We start from the raw sequence: 14,575 nt of genomic DNA on the forward strand, positions 1-14,575 counted from the left end.
TCTTTGCTGTTGGCGTGGCGCGCGGAAGGGCAGCAAGCTCTGCCCTGTGTGTGCGATGCCGCGCCGATGCAATCAGCGCAACACCACGCGCCCGTTCTGCACGCGCACGTAGGTGTTCTCGCGGATACCGCCCAAGTCGTTCTGGTTGATCGATACGCGGCGGCCATCGTCCATGCGCACGGTGATCGTGTAGCTCTCGCCGTTGTTGCGGTTCTGGATGGCATTGCCGGCGGCGGCGCCCGCCACTGCACCGGCGACCGTGGAAACATTCTTGTTGCCTTCGCTGCCACCGGTGCGGTCGGAGATCTGGCGACCCGCCACGGCCCCGACGATGCCGCCCAGCACGGCGCCGGTACGCGACGGCGCGCCGCCGGAGACCACGTCAACGCGTTCGACGATGCCGCAGTCGGCACATGTACGGCTGGAGGAAACGGGCGCGCTATAGCCGCCACCGTAGCCACTTCCATAACCGGGGGAAGTGCTGGCGCAGCCGGCCAGGGCGGCGGTGGCGGTAATGCCAAGGGCAAGCAGTCGAATCTTCATGCGGTGGTCCTCCAGGGTGTCCGGGCGCGGCATTGGGATGCCGCGTGTGATGCCGTTGCATCACGTGCCACCATCCTCCCCGGCACGGTGTGAACGTCGCGGCAATCCGTCGCGACAGCGCGCTGTCGTGTCAGCGGAAATTCAGCCGCGGAAATCCTGATGGCACGCCTTGCAGCTTTCACCCAGTTGCTTTGCAACCGCATCGGCTGCGGCACAGTCGGTCGGCGGCGCACTCAGCGCCGCATCGAGGTGCGCACGGAACTTGCTGGTGTGCGTCTGGAAACGCTGGTCATCGGCCAGTCCCGGGAACGCCATCTCCAGGTCGTTGGCCATGGTGCGCAGGGCACGCACGTGCGGCACGGTGTCGGTGGCGGCACAACGGTTCTGCTTCACCTTGTCGCCGAGTTGGCCGGAATGCCTGGCCATCACCTGCATGACGCTGTCGGGGAACTTGTCCTGCCGCGCCTGGATCGCGCGCAGCGCCATGACCGTGCAGATCGCACCGACCACCAGGCCGACCAGGAACAGGAAGAAATAGCGCGAAGCGTTGGAAGACGTGGCGGGTTGGCTGGCCATGCGGCGGGCTCCTTGAATGATGGCGCGCGGGTGTGGCCTCGATAGTACGACGGGCGTCGCAGTTCCCGCCACGTTTACAATGGCGACATGAAGAAGGAATTGCGGGACCGGTTCGCCGGCATCGATCGCCTGTACGGGCAGGGCGCCGTGGAGCGCTATGCGGGCAGCCGCGTGGCCGTTGTCGGCATGGGCGGCGTGGGGTCATGGGTGGTGGAGGCGCTGGCGCGTTCGGGAGTCGGTCATATCACGTTGATAGACGCCGACGACATCTGTGTTTCCAACACCAACCGGCAGCTGCCGGCGCTGGAAGGACAGTACGGGCGCAACAAGGCCGAGGCCATGGCCGACCGTTGCCGTGCGATCAATCCACTGATCGACGTGGACGTTGTGCCGATGTTCCTGACGGGAAGCAACATGGCCGAGCTGCTCGACCGCGGCTTCGACCTGGTGCTGGATGCCTGCGACAGTTTCCGTGTCAAGGTCGAGATGATCGCCTGGTGCCGTCGACGCAAGCTGCCCATCGTGGTGTCGGGTTCCGCGGGCGGGCGCACGGACCCCACCCAGATCCGCCTGCGCGATCTCTCGCGTACCGAGCACGACGCGCTGCTGGCGCTGGTACGCAAGAAGTTGAGAAGCGAGTTCAACTTCCCGAAGAACCCCGGCCGCTACTTCAGCGTGCAGGCGGTCTACTCGCTGGAGAACGTCAAGTACCCGCAGGCCGACGGCACCGTATGCGGACTGCGTCCCCAACTGGGCGCCGACGCGGCGTTGAAGCTGGATTGCGGCGTCGGGCTCGGCGCGGCCACGCACATCACCGGTGCCTTCGCGTTCGCGATGGTGGGCAAGGCCCTGGAATTGCTGTTGAAGCCGAAGAAGGACGCCGCCTAGGCCACGGCGTGGCGTCAGCAGTCTTTCTGGTCAGGCCGCGGGCAGGCGGAACAGCCGTTCGGCGTTGCGTGTGGTCGCCAGGGCGATGTCTTCGGCGGGAACGCCACGCAGTCCCGCGATGGTCTCGCATACCACCGGCAGGCGAGCAGGTTCGTTGCGTTGTCCGCGGATGCCGCTGTCAGGCTGGTCGGGCGCATCGGTTTCCAGCAGCAGGTAGTCCAGCGGCATCGTCGCCGCCAGTCCGCGCAGGCGATTGGCGCGCTCGTAGGTCACGGGACCACCCAGGCCGATCATGAAGCCAAGCTGCCACAGCTGCCGCGCCTGCTCGCTGCTGCCGGAGAAACTGTGCACGACACCCTGCAGTTTGCCCACGCGCTTGATGGACGCGATGACGGCATCCACCGCACGCCGCGCATGCACGATGACAGGCAGTTCGAATTCGCGCGCCAGCTGCAGTTGTCCATCGAAGTAGCGCTGCTGCTCCGTGGGGTCCAAACCCTCGACGAAATAGTCCAGTCCGCATTCGCCGACCGCCACCGGTCGCTCGCGCTCGATGCATTCGCGCAATGCCGGCAGGTGATCCGGACGGTGCGACGACAGATACATCGGATGCAGGCCGTACGCCGCGAACAGGCCTTCCTCAATAGCGCAGACCTCGCGTAGTGCAGGCCAGCTGGCCGCTTCCACGGCCGGCACGATCTGACGCGTCACGCCGGCGGCGCGCGCGCGCGCGATCACGGCGGCGCGATCATGATCGAGTTCGGGCGCGTCCAGGTGGCAATGGCTGTCGACCAGCATCTCGCTCAGCGTCCCGCACTGTCCGGGCCGATCACGGCGTCATCCGACTTGCGACGTTTCCAGTTCGCCAACAACAGGGTGCCCAGGCCGAACAGGATCTCCTCGACGAAGGGAATGGGATCCGGAAACAGCAAGCTGACCACGAACAGGGCCGCGGTGATCTTGAACAACGTCGGGTAACGCAGCTTTCGCGCCCAGTTGAGGACGGGCAGCAGGATGGGATTGGCCATGGCGGGTGCTCGGAGTTGTTGATGGGCGTCACGCTAGCATGCGCCCGATGCGATGGAAGCGTTCATTTTTCGTTGGTTTTCGTGGGGTCAAACAGGTACTTGGTTCAGGTTGGTAGTGGTGCAATGATGGCCAATGTGAATCGGGATCGGCCCGACTTGGAGGCAACGATGAAGAGCAATACCACTACGATCCTGGTCGCCGTCGGTGCGTTGCTGGTGGGCGGTGTCGCCACGGCCGCATTCCTCAAGGGCGGCGACAAGAGCCCCGATGCCGGCGATGGACTGGTCACGGCAGCGGATGGTTCGCTGGTCGCCGATGATGCGGCGCTGACGGACAACCAGATTCCGGTCGGCACCCTGCAGTACGCGCAGGTGGTGAAGGCAGACCCCATCACCAGTTCGGAAAAGCTGTACGCCACCGTCATCGGTACGGAGCCGGTGCGCGAATCCACCACCACCACCACGCCGCGTGAAGTCTGCGAAGACGTCGTGGTGCAGGAACGTGCCCCGGAGCGCGACGGCAACGTCGGCGGCACGGTGGTCGGCGCCGTGGTCGGCGGCCTGCTGGGCAACCAGGTGGGCGGCGGCAGTGGCAAGAAGGCGGCCACCGTTGCGGGCGCTGTGGCCGGTGGTGCCATCGGCAACCAGGTGGACAAGCGTCACGTGGGCGGCCAGGTCGTCACGCGCACCGAGCGCCAGTGCCGTACCGAAAATGCGCGTTCCGAGTCCTCGCGCGTGACCGGTTACAACGTGACCTACCGCAACCCGGACGGCACCACCGGCACCATGCGCATGGACAGCAAGCCCGGCACGCGCATCGCCATGGGCACCACCGACAAGGTCATCGGCTACGACGTCACCTACCGTTTCGATGGCCAGGAAAAGACGATCCGCATGGACGACAAGCCGGGCGATCGCCTGCCGGTGATCGACGGCCAGGTGGTCACCCAGACGGCAAGCGTGGACAGCCCCGACCAGGGCTGACCTTTCTCAGTACTGACCCGCACGGGGCCGGCGCAAGCCGGCCCTTTGCTTTTGTCGGCCGGTGTCAGGGGTTACGGCTGCGGAGCCCGGCCGAATACAATCGGGCTCAACCGCAGACCGATGACCCTCAATGGCCCTGAATCCGTACGACCTGTTCGATGTCCGTTCCCTGCTGACCGAAGAAGAGCGCGCCGTGCAGGATGCGGTGGCCCGTTTCACCGACGAGCGCGTGCGCCCGATCATCGGCGACGCCTTCGATCAGGCACGCTTCCCGAAGGAGCTGGTGCCTGAGATCGCCGGGCTGGGCCTGCTGGGTTCCTCGCTGCCCGAGAAGTACGGGTGTGCCGGCCTCAATGCGGTCAGCTACGGCCTGATCTGCCAGGAGCTGGAGCGCGGCGACAGCGGCATCCGCAGTTTCGTCAGCGTGCAGTCCTCGCTGTGCATGTATCCCATCTACGCCTACGGCAGCGAAGAGCAGCGCCAGCGCTGGCTGCCCGACATGGCGGCAGGCAAGGTCATCGGCTGCTTTGGTCTGACCGAGCCGCACGGGGGTTCCGACCCGGCCAACATGAAGACCACGGCGCGCCGCGATGGCGACGACTGGGTGATCAATGGTTCCAAGATGTGGATCACCAACGGCAACCTGGCCGACATCGCCATCGTGTGGGCGCAGACCGACGAGGGCATCCAGGGCTTCCTGATCGAGAAGGGCACGGCCGGTTTCACGGCGCAGGAGATCAAGCACAAGATGAGCTTGCGCGCCTCGGTGACCAGCACGCTGTTCTTCGACAACGTTCGCCTGCCCGACAGCAGCCGCCTGCCCAACGTGAAGGGCCTCAAGGGTCCGCTGGGCTGCCTGACCCAGGCCCGCTACGGCATCACCTGGGGACCGATCGGCGCTGCCATCGCCTGCCTGGACGAAGTGCTGGGCTACACGAAGGAACGCATCCTGTTCGACCGCCCCGTCGCGGCCACGCAGAGTGCGCAGATCAAGATGGCCGAGATGGCCCGCCGCATCACGCTGGCGCAGCTGCTGTCGCTGCAGCTGGGTCGCCTGAAGGATGCCGGCACCATGCAGCCGTCGCAGGTGTCGCTGGCGAAGTGGAACAACTGCCGCATGGCCATCGACATCGCGCGCGAATGCCGTGACCTGCTGGGCGGCGCCGGCATCACCACCGAACATGCCGCGATCCGCCATGCGCTCAACCTGGAATCGGTGATCACCTATGAAGGCACGGAGACCGTGCACCAGCTGGTGATCGGCCGGGAACTGACGGGTATCAACGCGTTCTGATGCCGCGGGCATCATCCCCGCACCGGACCGGATGCTTCAGGGAAGCAGGGGAGGGAACGCGCGTGCTGCTTCGTCTTCCTGTCCATCCGGTCTTGTGGAGCGCCAGGACACACCAGCGATGAGCTTTTCCGAACTCCAGCTTGAAACGCCGCGGCTGCTCCTGCGGGTGCCCACCCGCGCCGACTACGAGCCATGGGCGGCGTTCGTCGCCGACGAAGAAGCAATGCGTTACATCGGCGGCACGCAGGCGCGGTCACCCGCCTGGCGCAGTCTCGCGGCGATGGTGGGCAGCTGGCACCTGCAGGGTTTCGCCATGTTTTCGGTCATCGAGAAAGCAACCGGCCGCTGGGTGGGGCGTGTTGGTCCCTGGCAGCCGGAAGGCTGGCCGGGCACCGAGGTGGGCTGGAGCATCGCGCGCGAGGCCTGGGGGCGGGGTTATGCACCGGAGGCGGCAACGGCCAGCATCGACTGGGCGTTCGAGCAACTGGGCTGGGATGAGGTTATCCACACCATCGATCCGGCCAACGCCAACTCCAGGGCGGTCGCTAGCAAGCTGGGTTCGGCGTTCCTGCGCATGGATGAGCTGCCCGAGCCGCACCATGGCAAACCCGTGGAAGTCTGGGGCCAGACACGGGCGCAATGGCGCTCACGCAGGGCCACCGCACCATGACCGCCGACCGGCGCCTGCGCGACAGCTTGCTGGCCGCCCGGCCGGTCATCGCGGCGACCTTCCTCGACCCCTGGTGGATCATCGGCAGCGCTGCGATGGCGCTGTCCGGCGTGCCGGGTGTGGTGCCGCAGGACATCGATGTGCTGTGCAGCCGCCGCGATGCCGAAGCCCTGAAGGCACGCTGGAAGCCGCACGTCGACGACGCGTTCTCGCCGCAGGACGAAGGGCGCTTCCGTTCCCTTTTCGCACGCTTCACCCAGCTGCCCATGCCGCTGGAGGCGATGGGAGGGCTGCAGGTCATGTCGGCCAGCGGTTGGCAGGCCGTCGAAGTGGCGACAACCGCAAGTGCGGACATCGACGGCATGGCGATTCCGCTTCCGTCACTCGACGAACAGCGGCGCATCCTGCATCTGTTCGGACGCGACAAGGACCTGGCCAAGGCCGCCCTGCTGATCGATTTCATGAAGAGCCCGCGCCATGTCGCCTGAACCCGTCACCGTCCACGGCATGTCCACCTCAGGCAACTGCCACAAGGTGCGCATGCTGCTGGAGCAACTCGGGCGGCCCTACGAGTGGGTGGAGGTGGACAGTGCCAATGGCGGCACGCGCACGCCCGCGTACCTGGCGAAGAATCCCAATGGCAAGGTGCCCATGCTGGAGCGTGCCGACGGCAGCGTGCTGGTGGAATCCAACGCCATCCTCTGCTGGCTGGCCGAGGGCACTGCCTTCCTGCCGACCGATGCGTGGGAACGCGCGCAAGCACTGAGTTGGCTGTTTTTCGAACAGTACAGCCATGAGCCCTACATCGCCGTCGCCCGTTTCATCCGTGGCTGGACGCCCATCGATTCGCCGCGTCGCGCCGACCTGCCGCGCTTGATGGAACGTGGTGACCAGGCGTTGTCGGTGATGGAGAAGCACCTGCAGGTGGCAGCGTGGTTCAGCGGCCGCCACTACGGCGTGGCCGACATCGCGCTGTTCGCTTACACGCATTGTGCCGCCGACGGTGGCTTCGAGCTGGCACGGTTTCCCCACATCACCGACTGGCTGGCGCGCGTGCGCGCCACGCGCGGTTTCCTTCCCATGCCGGCCGTCAGCGACGAAGTCGCCCTGCGGCTCGCCTCTTCCCGAGTTGGCCAAGACCGCCCATGACGTCCACTGCCATTCCGGCCCGCATGAAGGGCCTCAACCGCGCCGAGATCTGCGACCAGAATTTCATCGAGTTCGTGAAGGAGTGGAGCGGCCGTGCAGGCATGCGGCCAGCCGGCGGCGATGCGATCCTGGCAGGCAGTGCGCTGGACGCACGCGGCTTCACCGAGCTGCTGGAATCGCAACTGATCTCGCGCCACTTGGACCTGATGGCGCGCGTGTTGCGCGTGCAGAACAAGGTCTTCTACACCATCGGCAGCTCCGGCCACGAAGGCAACGCGATGGTTGCGCGGCTGACGCGGCATACCGATCCGGCGTTCCTGCATTACCGCAGCGGGGGCTTCATGGCCGAACGCTTCCGCAAGCTGCCGGGCATGGACCCGGTGATGGACTCCGCACTGTCGTTCGCCGCCAGCGCCGAGGATCCCGCGTCCGGTGGCCGCCACAAGGTATGGGGCAGCAAGCCGCTGTGGGTGTTGCCGCAGACCTCCACGATCGCCTCCCACCTGCCCAAGGCGCTGGGCACGGCCATCGCCATCGAGCAGGCGCAGCGGATCGGCCATGCGCTGCCGGTGCCCGACGACAGCATCACGATCTGCTCCTTCGGCGATGCCTCCAGCAACCACGCCACGGCGCAGACGGCGTTCAATGCCGCGGCATGGACGGCATACCAGAAGCTGCCGGCCCCGGTGCTGTTCGTCTGCGAGGACAATGGCATCGGCATTTCGGTGAAAACGCCGGAAGGCTGGATCGGCCGAAATTTCCGCGACCGCAAGGACCTGGACTACTTCCACGCCGACGGCCTGGACCTGGCCATCGGCTATGGCCAGGTACAGGCAGCCGTGGAGCATTGCCGCCGCACCCGCCGTCCGACGTTCCTGCACCTGCGCACCACCCGCATCATGGGCCACGCAGGCACCGACTTCGAAGTCGAATGGCGCCCCATCGAGGAACTGTGCGCGGTGGAAGCAACCGATCCCCTGCTGCGCTCGGCGGCCATCGCGCTGGAATCCGGCCTGATGTCCCGCGACGACCTGCTGGCCCTGTATGAAACCACGCGCAAGCGCTGCTTTGCTGCAGCGGAAGACGCCGACGGGCGGCCGCGCATCGCCACGCTGGAACACGTGATGGCGCCGCTGGCGCCGCATACGCCGGCTGCCGTGGCGAAGGAAGCCGCGCGGCCCGCCCCGCGTGCCGCGCGCGTCGCCGCATTCGGCAGCGAGGACAAGCTGCCGGAAAACCAGCCGCCGCGCCACCTCGCCATCCAGATCAACAACGCCCTGCACGACCTGTTCTGCAAGTATCCCGAAGCGCTGCTGTTCGGCGAGGACGTGGCGCAGAAGGGCGGCGTGTACACGGTGACCAAGGGCCTGCAGAAGGCGTTCAAGGGCAGTCGCGTGTTCAACACGCTGCTCGACGAAACGATGATCCTGGGGCTGGCGCAGGGCTATGCCAACATGGGCATGCTGCCGCTGCCGGAGATCCAGTACCTGGCGTACTTCCACAACGCCTGCGACCAGATCCGCGGCGAGGCGGCGAGCCTGCAGTTCTTCAGCAACAACCAGTACCGCAATCCGATGGTGGTGCGCATTGCCGGGCTTGGCTATCAGCGCGGTTTCGGCGGGCACTTCCACAACGACAACTCGATCACCGCGTTGCGCGACATCCCCGGCCTGGTGGTTGGCTGTCCGTCGCGCGGCGATGACGCGGCCACGATGCTGCGCACCCTCACCGCATTGGCGAAAGTGGACGGACGTGTGGCGGTGTTCCTGGAACCCATCGCGCTGTACATGACCAAGGACCTGCACGAAGCCGGCGACGGGCAGTGGCTGTTCCCGTATCCGCCCCAGGACGAGTCGATGCCGCTGGGCGAAGGCCGTGTGTACGGTGAGCATTCGGACGACCTGGTCATCTTCACCTACGGCAACGGCGTGCCGATGAGCCTGCGCGCTGCCCGCAGCATCGAGAAGAAGCACGGATGGAAGGTCCGCGTGGTCGACCTGCGCTGGCTGGTGCCGCTCAACGAGCGCTACATCGCCGAACAGGCCAGGTCCGCCAAGCGCATCCTGATCGTCGACGAGGGACGTCACTCTGCCGGCGTGGGCGAGGGCATCATCACCGCCATCGCGGAAGCGGGATACCGTGCGCGACCGTTCCAGCGCGTGGTGGGGGCGGATACGTACACGCCGTTGGCGGGTGCGGCCTTGCTGGTGCTGCCCGGCGACGACGACATCGTGGCCGCGGCGGCGCGGTTGGCGTGACGGAGGTCGCGGCGCAGCCCGCCCTACAATGGGCCTCCAACCCATCGGGAAACAAGCGCATGTCCACCCCACGCATCGGCATCATCATCGGCAGCCTGCGGGCCGGCTCATTCAACCGGCAACTGGCGCATGCGGTGGAGGAACTGGCCGGCGACCGTTTCCAGTTCGATGTCATCGGCATCGGCGACCTGCCGCTGTACAACCAGGACGATGACGCTTCGTTCCCCGCCGCATGCGTACGCTTCAAGCAGCAGATCGACGCATGCGATGCGCTGCTGTTCGTCACCCCGGAGTACAACCGCTCCATTCCGGGCGTGCTGAAGAACGCCATCGACATCGGTACGCGCCCGGCGGGCAGCAATTCCTTCGCCGGCAAGCGCGCGGCCGTCATCGGCACGTCGCCTGGTGCGCATGGCACGGTGTCGTCCCAGCAGCACCTGCGCAACGTGCTGGCGGCCGTGGACCTGGAAGTGCTGGCGCAGCCGGAGATCGCGGTGCAGTTCCGCGAAGGCCTGTTTGACGCTGCCGGCCGGATCGTGGACGAACGCCTGCACAAGCGGCTGGAACTGTTCCTGCAGCGCTTCGCGGCTTGGCTGGACTAGGCCCGCACGTTGCCGTCAGCGGGCAAGGCCGCCCAGGAGTGCCTGTTCGGTGACGGCCTGGCCACCCACGGACAGGGAAGCGGCATCACGCTCCAGCGGCAACACCGCCAATGCGACCGGGCTTGGAGCGGGCAGGGCACACACCAGTTCCCCGATGTCGCGCGCACCGTCGCTGACCATGGCGCCGGCTTCCAGTGCGACCGGGCATTCCAGCAGGGCCAGGCCGCGCTTGGCCTTGCCCAGGAAATGGGTGCGCGCGACGATTTCCTGCCCGGGATAGCAGCCTTTCTTCACGCTGAAGGCCGGCAGGCGTTCCAGCGACAGCTGTTGCGGCGTCCATTGCTCGCGCTGTGCCTCGGGCAGACGCGGCACGCCATGGCGCAGATCGTAGTGCTGCCATGCCAGTGTCATCGCCTCATCGACTGCGATGCCGGGCGCGCCCGTTAAAAGGAGCGTGCGCGGTCCCTGCTCGCCGCTCACGTCCAGTTCGACGACTTCGTCCACATGGCCGATCCGTGCGCCTTCGGCGTGCATGGGCGGGGCGAACCGGCCGACCACCTGCATGCCGTCCGCCACGGTGACCTTCAACTTTCGTCGAAAGACGAAGCGCTGCAGCGCCGTGGCGAAGGCCGCCGCCGGGTAATCCGGGAGGACCAGCGCCACCCGTTCCTCCGCCACGCGGGCCAGCAGGAACAGCGCAATCACGCGCCCTTTGGGCGTCAGCCACGCATTCCACTGCCACTGGCCGACCGGCAGGGCGACCACGTCATTGGCGAACTGCGCATGGGCGAAAGCCACGGCCTCAGGGCCTTCCAGGTCGATGACGGCATGGTCGGCAAGGGCGAACGCGGGCGCGCTGGTACGGGAAAGGTTGTCAGCCAAGGGGGCGAGGATTAAAATTTTGTGCGTTGCGAGACCGCCATGATAGGTCAAACACCACCGATTCCCGACACCGATCCCGGAACACTGCCATCCGCAGGCGACCCCGTGCCGACACCGCACGAGGACGCCGGCACGGCCGTGCAGAAGGAGATCGGTGGGCGCGGCGGCCTGGAGCCGACACGTTATGGGGATTGGGAAAAAAACGGGCGCTGCATCGATTTCTGATCAGCGTTGAGCCAACGCGGTGCACCCACCGCCCAGCCGAGACAACGAGCGCAGCGAATGGCGACCCCACAACGTCCGCTTTCCCCGCACCTGCAGGTTTACCGCTGGCAGATCCAGATGGTGACCTCCATCCTGCATCGCGCCACCGGCATCTTCCTCGCCGTGGGTTCCCTGATCATCGCCGCCGGCCTGCTGTCGCTGGCCAACGGCCCGGAAGCCTGGAACTGCTTCAGCAGCCACGCAGGCGCGTGGTACGGGCGCGTGTTCCTGCTGGGGTGGACGTGGGCATTCGCCTACCATCTGCTCAACGGCATCCGCCACATGGTGCAGGACGCCGGCTATGGCTTCAGCATTCCCGCCTTCGTGCGCAGCAGCTGGGCATCGGTCATCGGCAGCCTGCTGCTGACGGTGCTGGTGTGGGCCGTGGTCTACTCGCGTGGAGGCCTGGCATGAGCATCCAGAACGACAAGTTCCGTACCCCCATCAAGAATGCCCGTGGCCTGGGCTCGGCCAAGGACGGGGTGGGGCATTTCATCACCCAGCGTGCGACCGCCGTGGCGCTGGTCGCCCTGGGCCTGTGGTTCCTGTGTTTCCTCGTCGGCCTGGCCGGTGCGGACTACGTGACCGCGACGGCCGCAGTCGCCCGGCCGTGGAATGCCGTGCTGCTGGTCGCCTTCCTGGTGGCCATGTTCTGGCACGCCCAGGTCGGCGTGCAGGTGGTGATCGAAGACTACGTGCACAGCCATGGACTTGCGCTGGCCGCGCAGCTGGCCGTTCGCTTCGTCTGCATCCTGGGTGCGCTTGCCAGCGTATTCGCCGTGGCCCGCATCGCACTGGGTGGCATCTGACCGGGGGTCGGGTGCACTAAAAGGAAACTGGATACATGTCCGCTTACAAGATCACCGAACACAAGTACGACATGGTCGTGGTGGGCGCCGGCGGCGCCGGCCTGCGCGCGACCTTCGGCCTTGCCGCCAAGGGCCTGCAGACGGTCTGCCTGACCAAGGTGTTCCCGACGCGCTCGCACACCGTGGCGGCGCAGGGCGGCATTTCCGCCGCGCTGGGCAACATGGGCGAGGACGACTGGCGCTACCACTTCTACGACACCATCAAGGGCTCGGACTGGCTGGGCGACCAGGACGCCATCGAGTACATGTGCCGCGAGGCCATCCCGGCCATCATCGAGCTGGAGCACTACGGCGTGCCGTTCTCCCGCACCGAAGACGGCAAGATCTACCAGCGTCCGTTCGGCGGCATGACCACCAAGTTCGGCGAAGGCCCGCCGGCGCAGCGCACCTGCGCGGCCGCGGACCGCACCGGCCACGCCATGCTGCACACGCTGTACCAGCAGTCGTTGGCGCACGATGCGCGCTTCATGGTCGAGTACTTCGCGCTTGACCTGATCTTCGACGAAGAGGGCGCCTGCCGCGGCGTGCTCGCCCTCGACATGGCGACCGGCACGCTGCACCTGTTCCGCGCGCACGGCGTGGTGCTGGCGACCGGCGGCTACGGCCGTGCCTACTTCTCCGCCACCTCCGCGCACACGTGCACGGGCGATGGCGGCGGCATGGTGATGCGTGCCGGCCTGCCGATGCAGGACATGGAGTTCGTGCAGTTCCATCCCACCGGCATCTACGGTGCGGGCTGCCTGATCACCGAGGGCGTCCGCGGCGAAGGCGGCATCCTGCGCAACAGCAGCGGCGAGCGCTTCATGGAGCGCTATGCACCGCACTACAAGGACCTCGCCTCGCGCGACGTCGTCAGCCGCTCGATGACCATCGAGATCCGCGAAGGCCGCGGCGTCGGCGAGCACAAGGACCACATCCTGCTCGACCTGACCCACCTGGGGCCGGAAGTGATCAACGAGAAGCTGCCCGGCATCGCCGAAAGCGCCCACATCTTCGCCGGCGTGGACGTCACCAAGCAGCCGATCCCGGTCATCCCGACCGTGCACTACAACATGGGTGGCATCCCGACCAACTACCACGGCGAAGTGGTGCGCAAGGTCGGCGACAACCCCGACGCCGTCGTGCCGGGCCTGTACGCCATCGGCGAGGCCGCCTGCGTCTCCGTGCATGGCGCCAACCGCCTGGGTTCGAACTCGCTGCTGGACCTGGTGGTGTTCGGCCGTGCGGTGGCCAACCGTTGCGCCGAGACCATCAAGACCGGCGCGCCGCACAAGACGCTGGCCGGCGACGCCTGCGACAAGGCGCTGTCCAACCTGGACAAGCTGCGCAACGCCAACGGCGACACGCCCACCGCCGTCATCCGCGACAAGATGCAGCGCACGATGCAGAACGATGCCGCGGTCTTCCGCACCAGCAAGACGCTGAAGGAGGGCTGCGACAAGATGGCCGAGATCTACGACTCCTTCCAGGACGTCAAGGTCAGCGACCGCTCGCTGGTCTGGAATTCGGACCTGATCGAGACCTACGAACTGCACAACCTGCTGCTCAACGCGGTGGCCACCATCAACTCGGCCGAGCAGCGCCACGAGAGCCGCGGCGCGCATGCGCACGAGGACTTCCCGGACCGCGACGACGTCAACTGGCACAAGCACACGCTGGTCAACGTCGACGACAACGGCAAATGCAACTTCGATTCCCGCCCCGTGCACATGTACACGCTCAGCAAGGACGTGGATGTGGTGCCGCCCAAGCCGCGCGTCTACTGAGCCGGGAGACCTGACTAATGGCCGAATTCACGCTCCCGAAGAACTCCAAGATCCAGAAGGGCAAGCACTTCCCCGCCAAGGGAGCCAAGCAGCCGCGCACCTTCAAGGTCTACCGCTGGAACCCCGACGACGGGCAGAACCCGCGCGTGGACACCTACGAGGTGGACCTGGCCGCGTGCGGGCCGATGGTCCTGGACGTGCTGATCAAGATCAAGAACGAGATCGATCCCACGCTGACGTTCCGTCGCTCGTGCCGCGAAGGCATCTGCGGTTCGTGCGCGATGAACATCGATGGCACCAACACGCTGGCCTGCACCAAGGCGATCGGCGACTGCGGCAAGGCCGAAGTGCCGATCTATCCGCTGCCGCACATGAATGTGGTCAAGGACCTGGTGCCGGACCTCACCCACTTCTACGCCCAGTACGCGTCGATCAAGCCCTGGATCCGCACGCAGACGCCGGCGCCGCCGGATCGCGAGCGCCTGCAGTCGCCGGACGACCGCAAGAAGCTGGACGGCCTGTACGAGTGCATCCTGTGCGCCTGCTGTTCGACCAGCTGCCCCAGCTACTGGTGGAATGGCGAACGCTACCTGGGCCCGGCCATCCTGCTGCAGGCCTACCGCTGGATCGTCGACTCGCGCGACGAGGACACCGGTGCCCGCCTGGACGATCTGGAAGATCCGTTCAAGCTGTACCGCTGCCACACCATCATGAACTGCGCGCGCACTTGCCCGAAGGGCCTGAACCCGGCGCTGGCCATCGCCGAGATCAAGAAGCTGATGCTCGCGCGCCGCGCGTGATG

18 protein-coding genes are annotated in these 14,575 nt (G+C 66.4%); 13 read left to right on the plus strand and 5 right to left on the minus strand.

Annotated features, from left to right (window positions below):
• Positions 1 to 72: 72 nt before the first annotated feature.
• Entirely contained in the window at positions 73 to 543 is a 471-nt protein-coding gene (locus tag OVA13_RS02500) for a glycine zipper 2TM domain-containing protein (protein ID WP_267792251.1), read from the minus strand.
• A gap of 141 nt (positions 544 to 684) precedes the next feature.
• A complete protein-coding gene (locus OVA13_RS02505) occupies positions 685 to 1,119 on the minus strand; it encodes a cytochrome c (protein WP_267792252.1) in 435 nt (144 codons plus the stop codon).
• An 87-nt stretch (positions 1,120 to 1,206) separates the two neighbouring features.
• Between OVA13_RS02505 and OVA13_RS02510 the strand changes: the two genes are divergently transcribed.
• Positions 1,207 to 2,007, plus strand: a complete 801-nt coding sequence (locus OVA13_RS02510; RefSeq protein ID WP_267792253.1) for a tRNA threonylcarbamoyladenosine dehydratase — start codon at positions 1,207 to 1,209, stop codon at positions 2,005 to 2,007.
• A gap of 30 nt (positions 2,008 to 2,037) precedes the next feature.
• On the opposite strand, the gene OVA13_RS02515 is transcribed toward OVA13_RS02510, so the two are convergent.
• Together OVA13_RS02515 and OVA13_RS02520 are read right to left on the minus strand one after the other, a co-directional pair.
• Complete coding sequence (locus OVA13_RS02515; RefSeq protein WP_267792254.1) at positions 2,038 to 2,805, minus strand: TatD family hydrolase; 768 nt, start codon at positions 2,803 to 2,805, stop codon at positions 2,038 to 2,040.
• A 5-nt stretch (positions 2,806 to 2,810) separates the two neighbouring features.
• Complete coding sequence (locus OVA13_RS02520) at positions 2,811 to 3,035, minus strand: DUF6116 family protein (protein ID WP_267792255.1); 225 nt, start codon at positions 3,033 to 3,035, stop codon at positions 2,811 to 2,813.
• A 168-nt stretch (positions 3,036 to 3,203) separates the two neighbouring features.
• On the opposite strand from OVA13_RS02520, the gene OVA13_RS02525 reads away from it, so the two are divergent.
• The 7 genes from OVA13_RS02525 (at position 3,204) to OVA13_RS02555 (ending at position 9,992) form a co-directional block, all read left to right on the plus strand.
• A complete protein-coding gene (locus OVA13_RS02525; RefSeq protein ID WP_267792256.1) occupies positions 3,204 to 4,019 on the plus strand; it encodes a glycine zipper 2TM domain-containing protein in 816 nt (271 codons plus the stop codon).
• A 130-nt stretch (positions 4,020 to 4,149) separates the two neighbouring features.
• Positions 4,150 to 5,313: an acyl-CoA dehydrogenase family protein gene (locus tag OVA13_RS02530; RefSeq protein WP_267792257.1), complete on the plus strand. Its 1,164-nt coding sequence runs from the start codon at positions 4,150 to 4,152 to the stop codon at positions 5,311 to 5,313.
• Positions 5,314 to 5,431: 118 nt separating this feature from the next.
• The gene (locus tag OVA13_RS02535; protein WP_267792258.1) at positions 5,432 to 5,983 is read left to right on the plus strand and encodes a GNAT family N-acetyltransferase; all 552 of its coding nucleotides are present in this window, start codon (positions 5,432 to 5,434) and stop codon (positions 5,981 to 5,983) included.
• Complete coding sequence (locus OVA13_RS02540) at positions 5,980 to 6,471, plus strand: nucleotidyltransferase family protein (protein WP_267792259.1); 492 nt, start codon at positions 5,980 to 5,982, stop codon at positions 6,469 to 6,471. The genes OVA13_RS02535 and OVA13_RS02540 overlap by 4 nt, the downstream gene beginning before the upstream one ends.
• Positions 6,461 to 7,132: a glutathione S-transferase family protein gene (locus OVA13_RS02545; protein WP_267792260.1), complete on the plus strand. Its 672-nt coding sequence runs from the start codon at positions 6,461 to 6,463 to the stop codon at positions 7,130 to 7,132. The genes OVA13_RS02540 and OVA13_RS02545 overlap by 11 nt, the downstream gene beginning before the upstream one ends.
• Positions 7,129 to 9,390: a thiamine pyrophosphate-dependent enzyme gene (locus OVA13_RS02550; RefSeq protein WP_267792261.1), complete on the plus strand. Its 2,262-nt coding sequence runs from the start codon at positions 7,129 to 7,131 to the stop codon at positions 9,388 to 9,390. Before OVA13_RS02545 ends, OVA13_RS02550 begins: the two co-directional genes overlap by 4 nt.
• 59 nt (positions 9,391 to 9,449) lie before the next feature.
• Entirely contained in the window at positions 9,450 to 9,992 is a 543-nt protein-coding gene (locus tag OVA13_RS02555) for an NADPH-dependent FMN reductase (RefSeq protein ID WP_267792262.1), read from the plus strand.
• 15 nt (positions 9,993 to 10,007) lie between these two features.
• Here OVA13_RS02555 and OVA13_RS02560 read toward each other — a convergent pair whose 3' ends face one another.
• Positions 10,008 to 10,874, minus strand: coding sequence for a CAF17-like 4Fe-4S cluster assembly/insertion protein YgfZ (locus OVA13_RS02560; protein ID WP_267792263.1), 867 nt, complete (start codon positions 10,872 to 10,874; stop codon positions 10,008 to 10,010).
• A 39-nt stretch (positions 10,875 to 10,913) separates the two neighbouring features.
• Between OVA13_RS02560 and OVA13_RS02565 the strand changes: the two genes are divergently transcribed.
• The 5 genes from OVA13_RS02565 to OVA13_RS02585 are packed head-to-tail and all read left to right on the plus strand — an operon-like array spanning position 10,914 to position 14,573.
• Entirely contained in the window at positions 10,914 to 11,099 is a 186-nt protein-coding gene (locus OVA13_RS02565; protein ID WP_267793607.1) for a DUF1674 domain-containing protein, read from the plus strand.
• Between the two features lie 57 nt (positions 11,100 to 11,156).
• Positions 11,157 to 11,552: a succinate dehydrogenase, cytochrome b556 subunit gene (sdhC, locus tag OVA13_RS02570; RefSeq protein WP_267792264.1), complete on the plus strand. Its 396-nt coding sequence runs from the start codon at positions 11,157 to 11,159 to the stop codon at positions 11,550 to 11,552.
• The gene (gene sdhD / locus OVA13_RS02575; protein ID WP_267792265.1) at positions 11,549 to 11,947 is read left to right on the plus strand and encodes a succinate dehydrogenase, hydrophobic membrane anchor protein; all 399 of its coding nucleotides are present in this window, start codon (positions 11,549 to 11,551) and stop codon (positions 11,945 to 11,947) included. Before sdhC ends, sdhD begins: the two co-directional genes overlap by 4 nt.
• A 35-nt stretch (positions 11,948 to 11,982) precedes the next feature.
• The gene (gene sdhA / locus OVA13_RS02580; protein WP_267792266.1) at positions 11,983 to 13,773 is read left to right on the plus strand and encodes a succinate dehydrogenase flavoprotein subunit; all 1,791 of its coding nucleotides are present in this window, start codon (positions 11,983 to 11,985) and stop codon (positions 13,771 to 13,773) included.
• Positions 13,774 to 13,790: 17 nt separating this feature from the next.
• Entirely contained in the window at positions 13,791 to 14,573 is a 783-nt protein-coding gene (locus OVA13_RS02585; RefSeq protein ID WP_267792267.1) for a succinate dehydrogenase iron-sulfur subunit, read from the plus strand.
• Positions 14,574 to 14,575 lie beyond the last annotated feature (2 nt).

It is taken from the genome of Pseudoxanthomonas sp. SL93 (assembly GCF_026625825.1).
Lineage (GTDB): Bacteria > Pseudomonadota > Gammaproteobacteria > Xanthomonadales > Xanthomonadaceae > Pseudoxanthomonas_A.

Coding starts and splice junctions, on each gene's coding strand:
- OVA13_RS02500 (WP_267792251.1), bottom strand. CDS start 543: ATGAAGATTCGACTGCTTGCCCTTGGCATTACCGCCACCGCCGCCCTG.
- OVA13_RS02505 (WP_267792252.1), bottom strand. CDS start 1,119: ATGGCCAGCCAACCCGCCACGTCTTCCAACGCTTCGCGCTATTTCTTC.
- OVA13_RS02510 (WP_267792253.1), top strand. CDS start 1,207: ATGAAGAAGGAATTGCGGGACCGGTTCGCCGGCATCGATCGCCTGTAC.
- OVA13_RS02515 (WP_267792254.1), bottom strand. CDS start 2,805: ATGCTGGTCGACAGCCATTGCCACCTGGACGCGCCCGAACTCGATCAT.
- OVA13_RS02520 (WP_267792255.1), bottom strand. CDS start 3,035: ATGGCCAATCCCATCCTGCTGCCCGTCCTCAACTGGGCGCGAAAGCTG.
- OVA13_RS02525 (WP_267792256.1), top strand. CDS start 3,204: ATGAAGAGCAATACCACTACGATCCTGGTCGCCGTCGGTGCGTTGCTG.
- OVA13_RS02530 (WP_267792257.1), top strand. CDS start 4,150: ATGGCCCTGAATCCGTACGACCTGTTCGATGTCCGTTCCCTGCTGACC.
- OVA13_RS02535 (WP_267792258.1), top strand. CDS start 5,432: ATGAGCTTTTCCGAACTCCAGCTTGAAACGCCGCGGCTGCTCCTGCGG.
- OVA13_RS02540 (WP_267792259.1), top strand. CDS start 5,980: ATGACCGCCGACCGGCGCCTGCGCGACAGCTTGCTGGCCGCCCGGCCG.
- OVA13_RS02545 (WP_267792260.1), top strand. CDS start 6,461: ATGTCGCCTGAACCCGTCACCGTCCACGGCATGTCCACCTCAGGCAAC.
- OVA13_RS02550 (WP_267792261.1), top strand. CDS start 7,129: ATGACGTCCACTGCCATTCCGGCCCGCATGAAGGGCCTCAACCGCGCC.
- OVA13_RS02555 (WP_267792262.1), top strand. CDS start 9,450: ATGTCCACCCCACGCATCGGCATCATCATCGGCAGCCTGCGGGCCGGC.
- OVA13_RS02565 (WP_267793607.1), top strand. CDS start 10,914: ATGATAGGTCAAACACCACCGATTCCCGACACCGATCCCGGAACACTG.
- sdhC (WP_267792264.1), top strand. CDS start 11,157: ATGGCGACCCCACAACGTCCGCTTTCCCCGCACCTGCAGGTTTACCGC.
- sdhD (WP_267792265.1), top strand. CDS start 11,549: ATGAGCATCCAGAACGACAAGTTCCGTACCCCCATCAAGAATGCCCGT.
- sdhA (WP_267792266.1), top strand. CDS start 11,983: ATGTCCGCTTACAAGATCACCGAACACAAGTACGACATGGTCGTGGTG.
- OVA13_RS02585 (WP_267792267.1), top strand. CDS start 13,791: ATGGCCGAATTCACGCTCCCGAAGAACTCCAAGATCCAGAAGGGCAAG.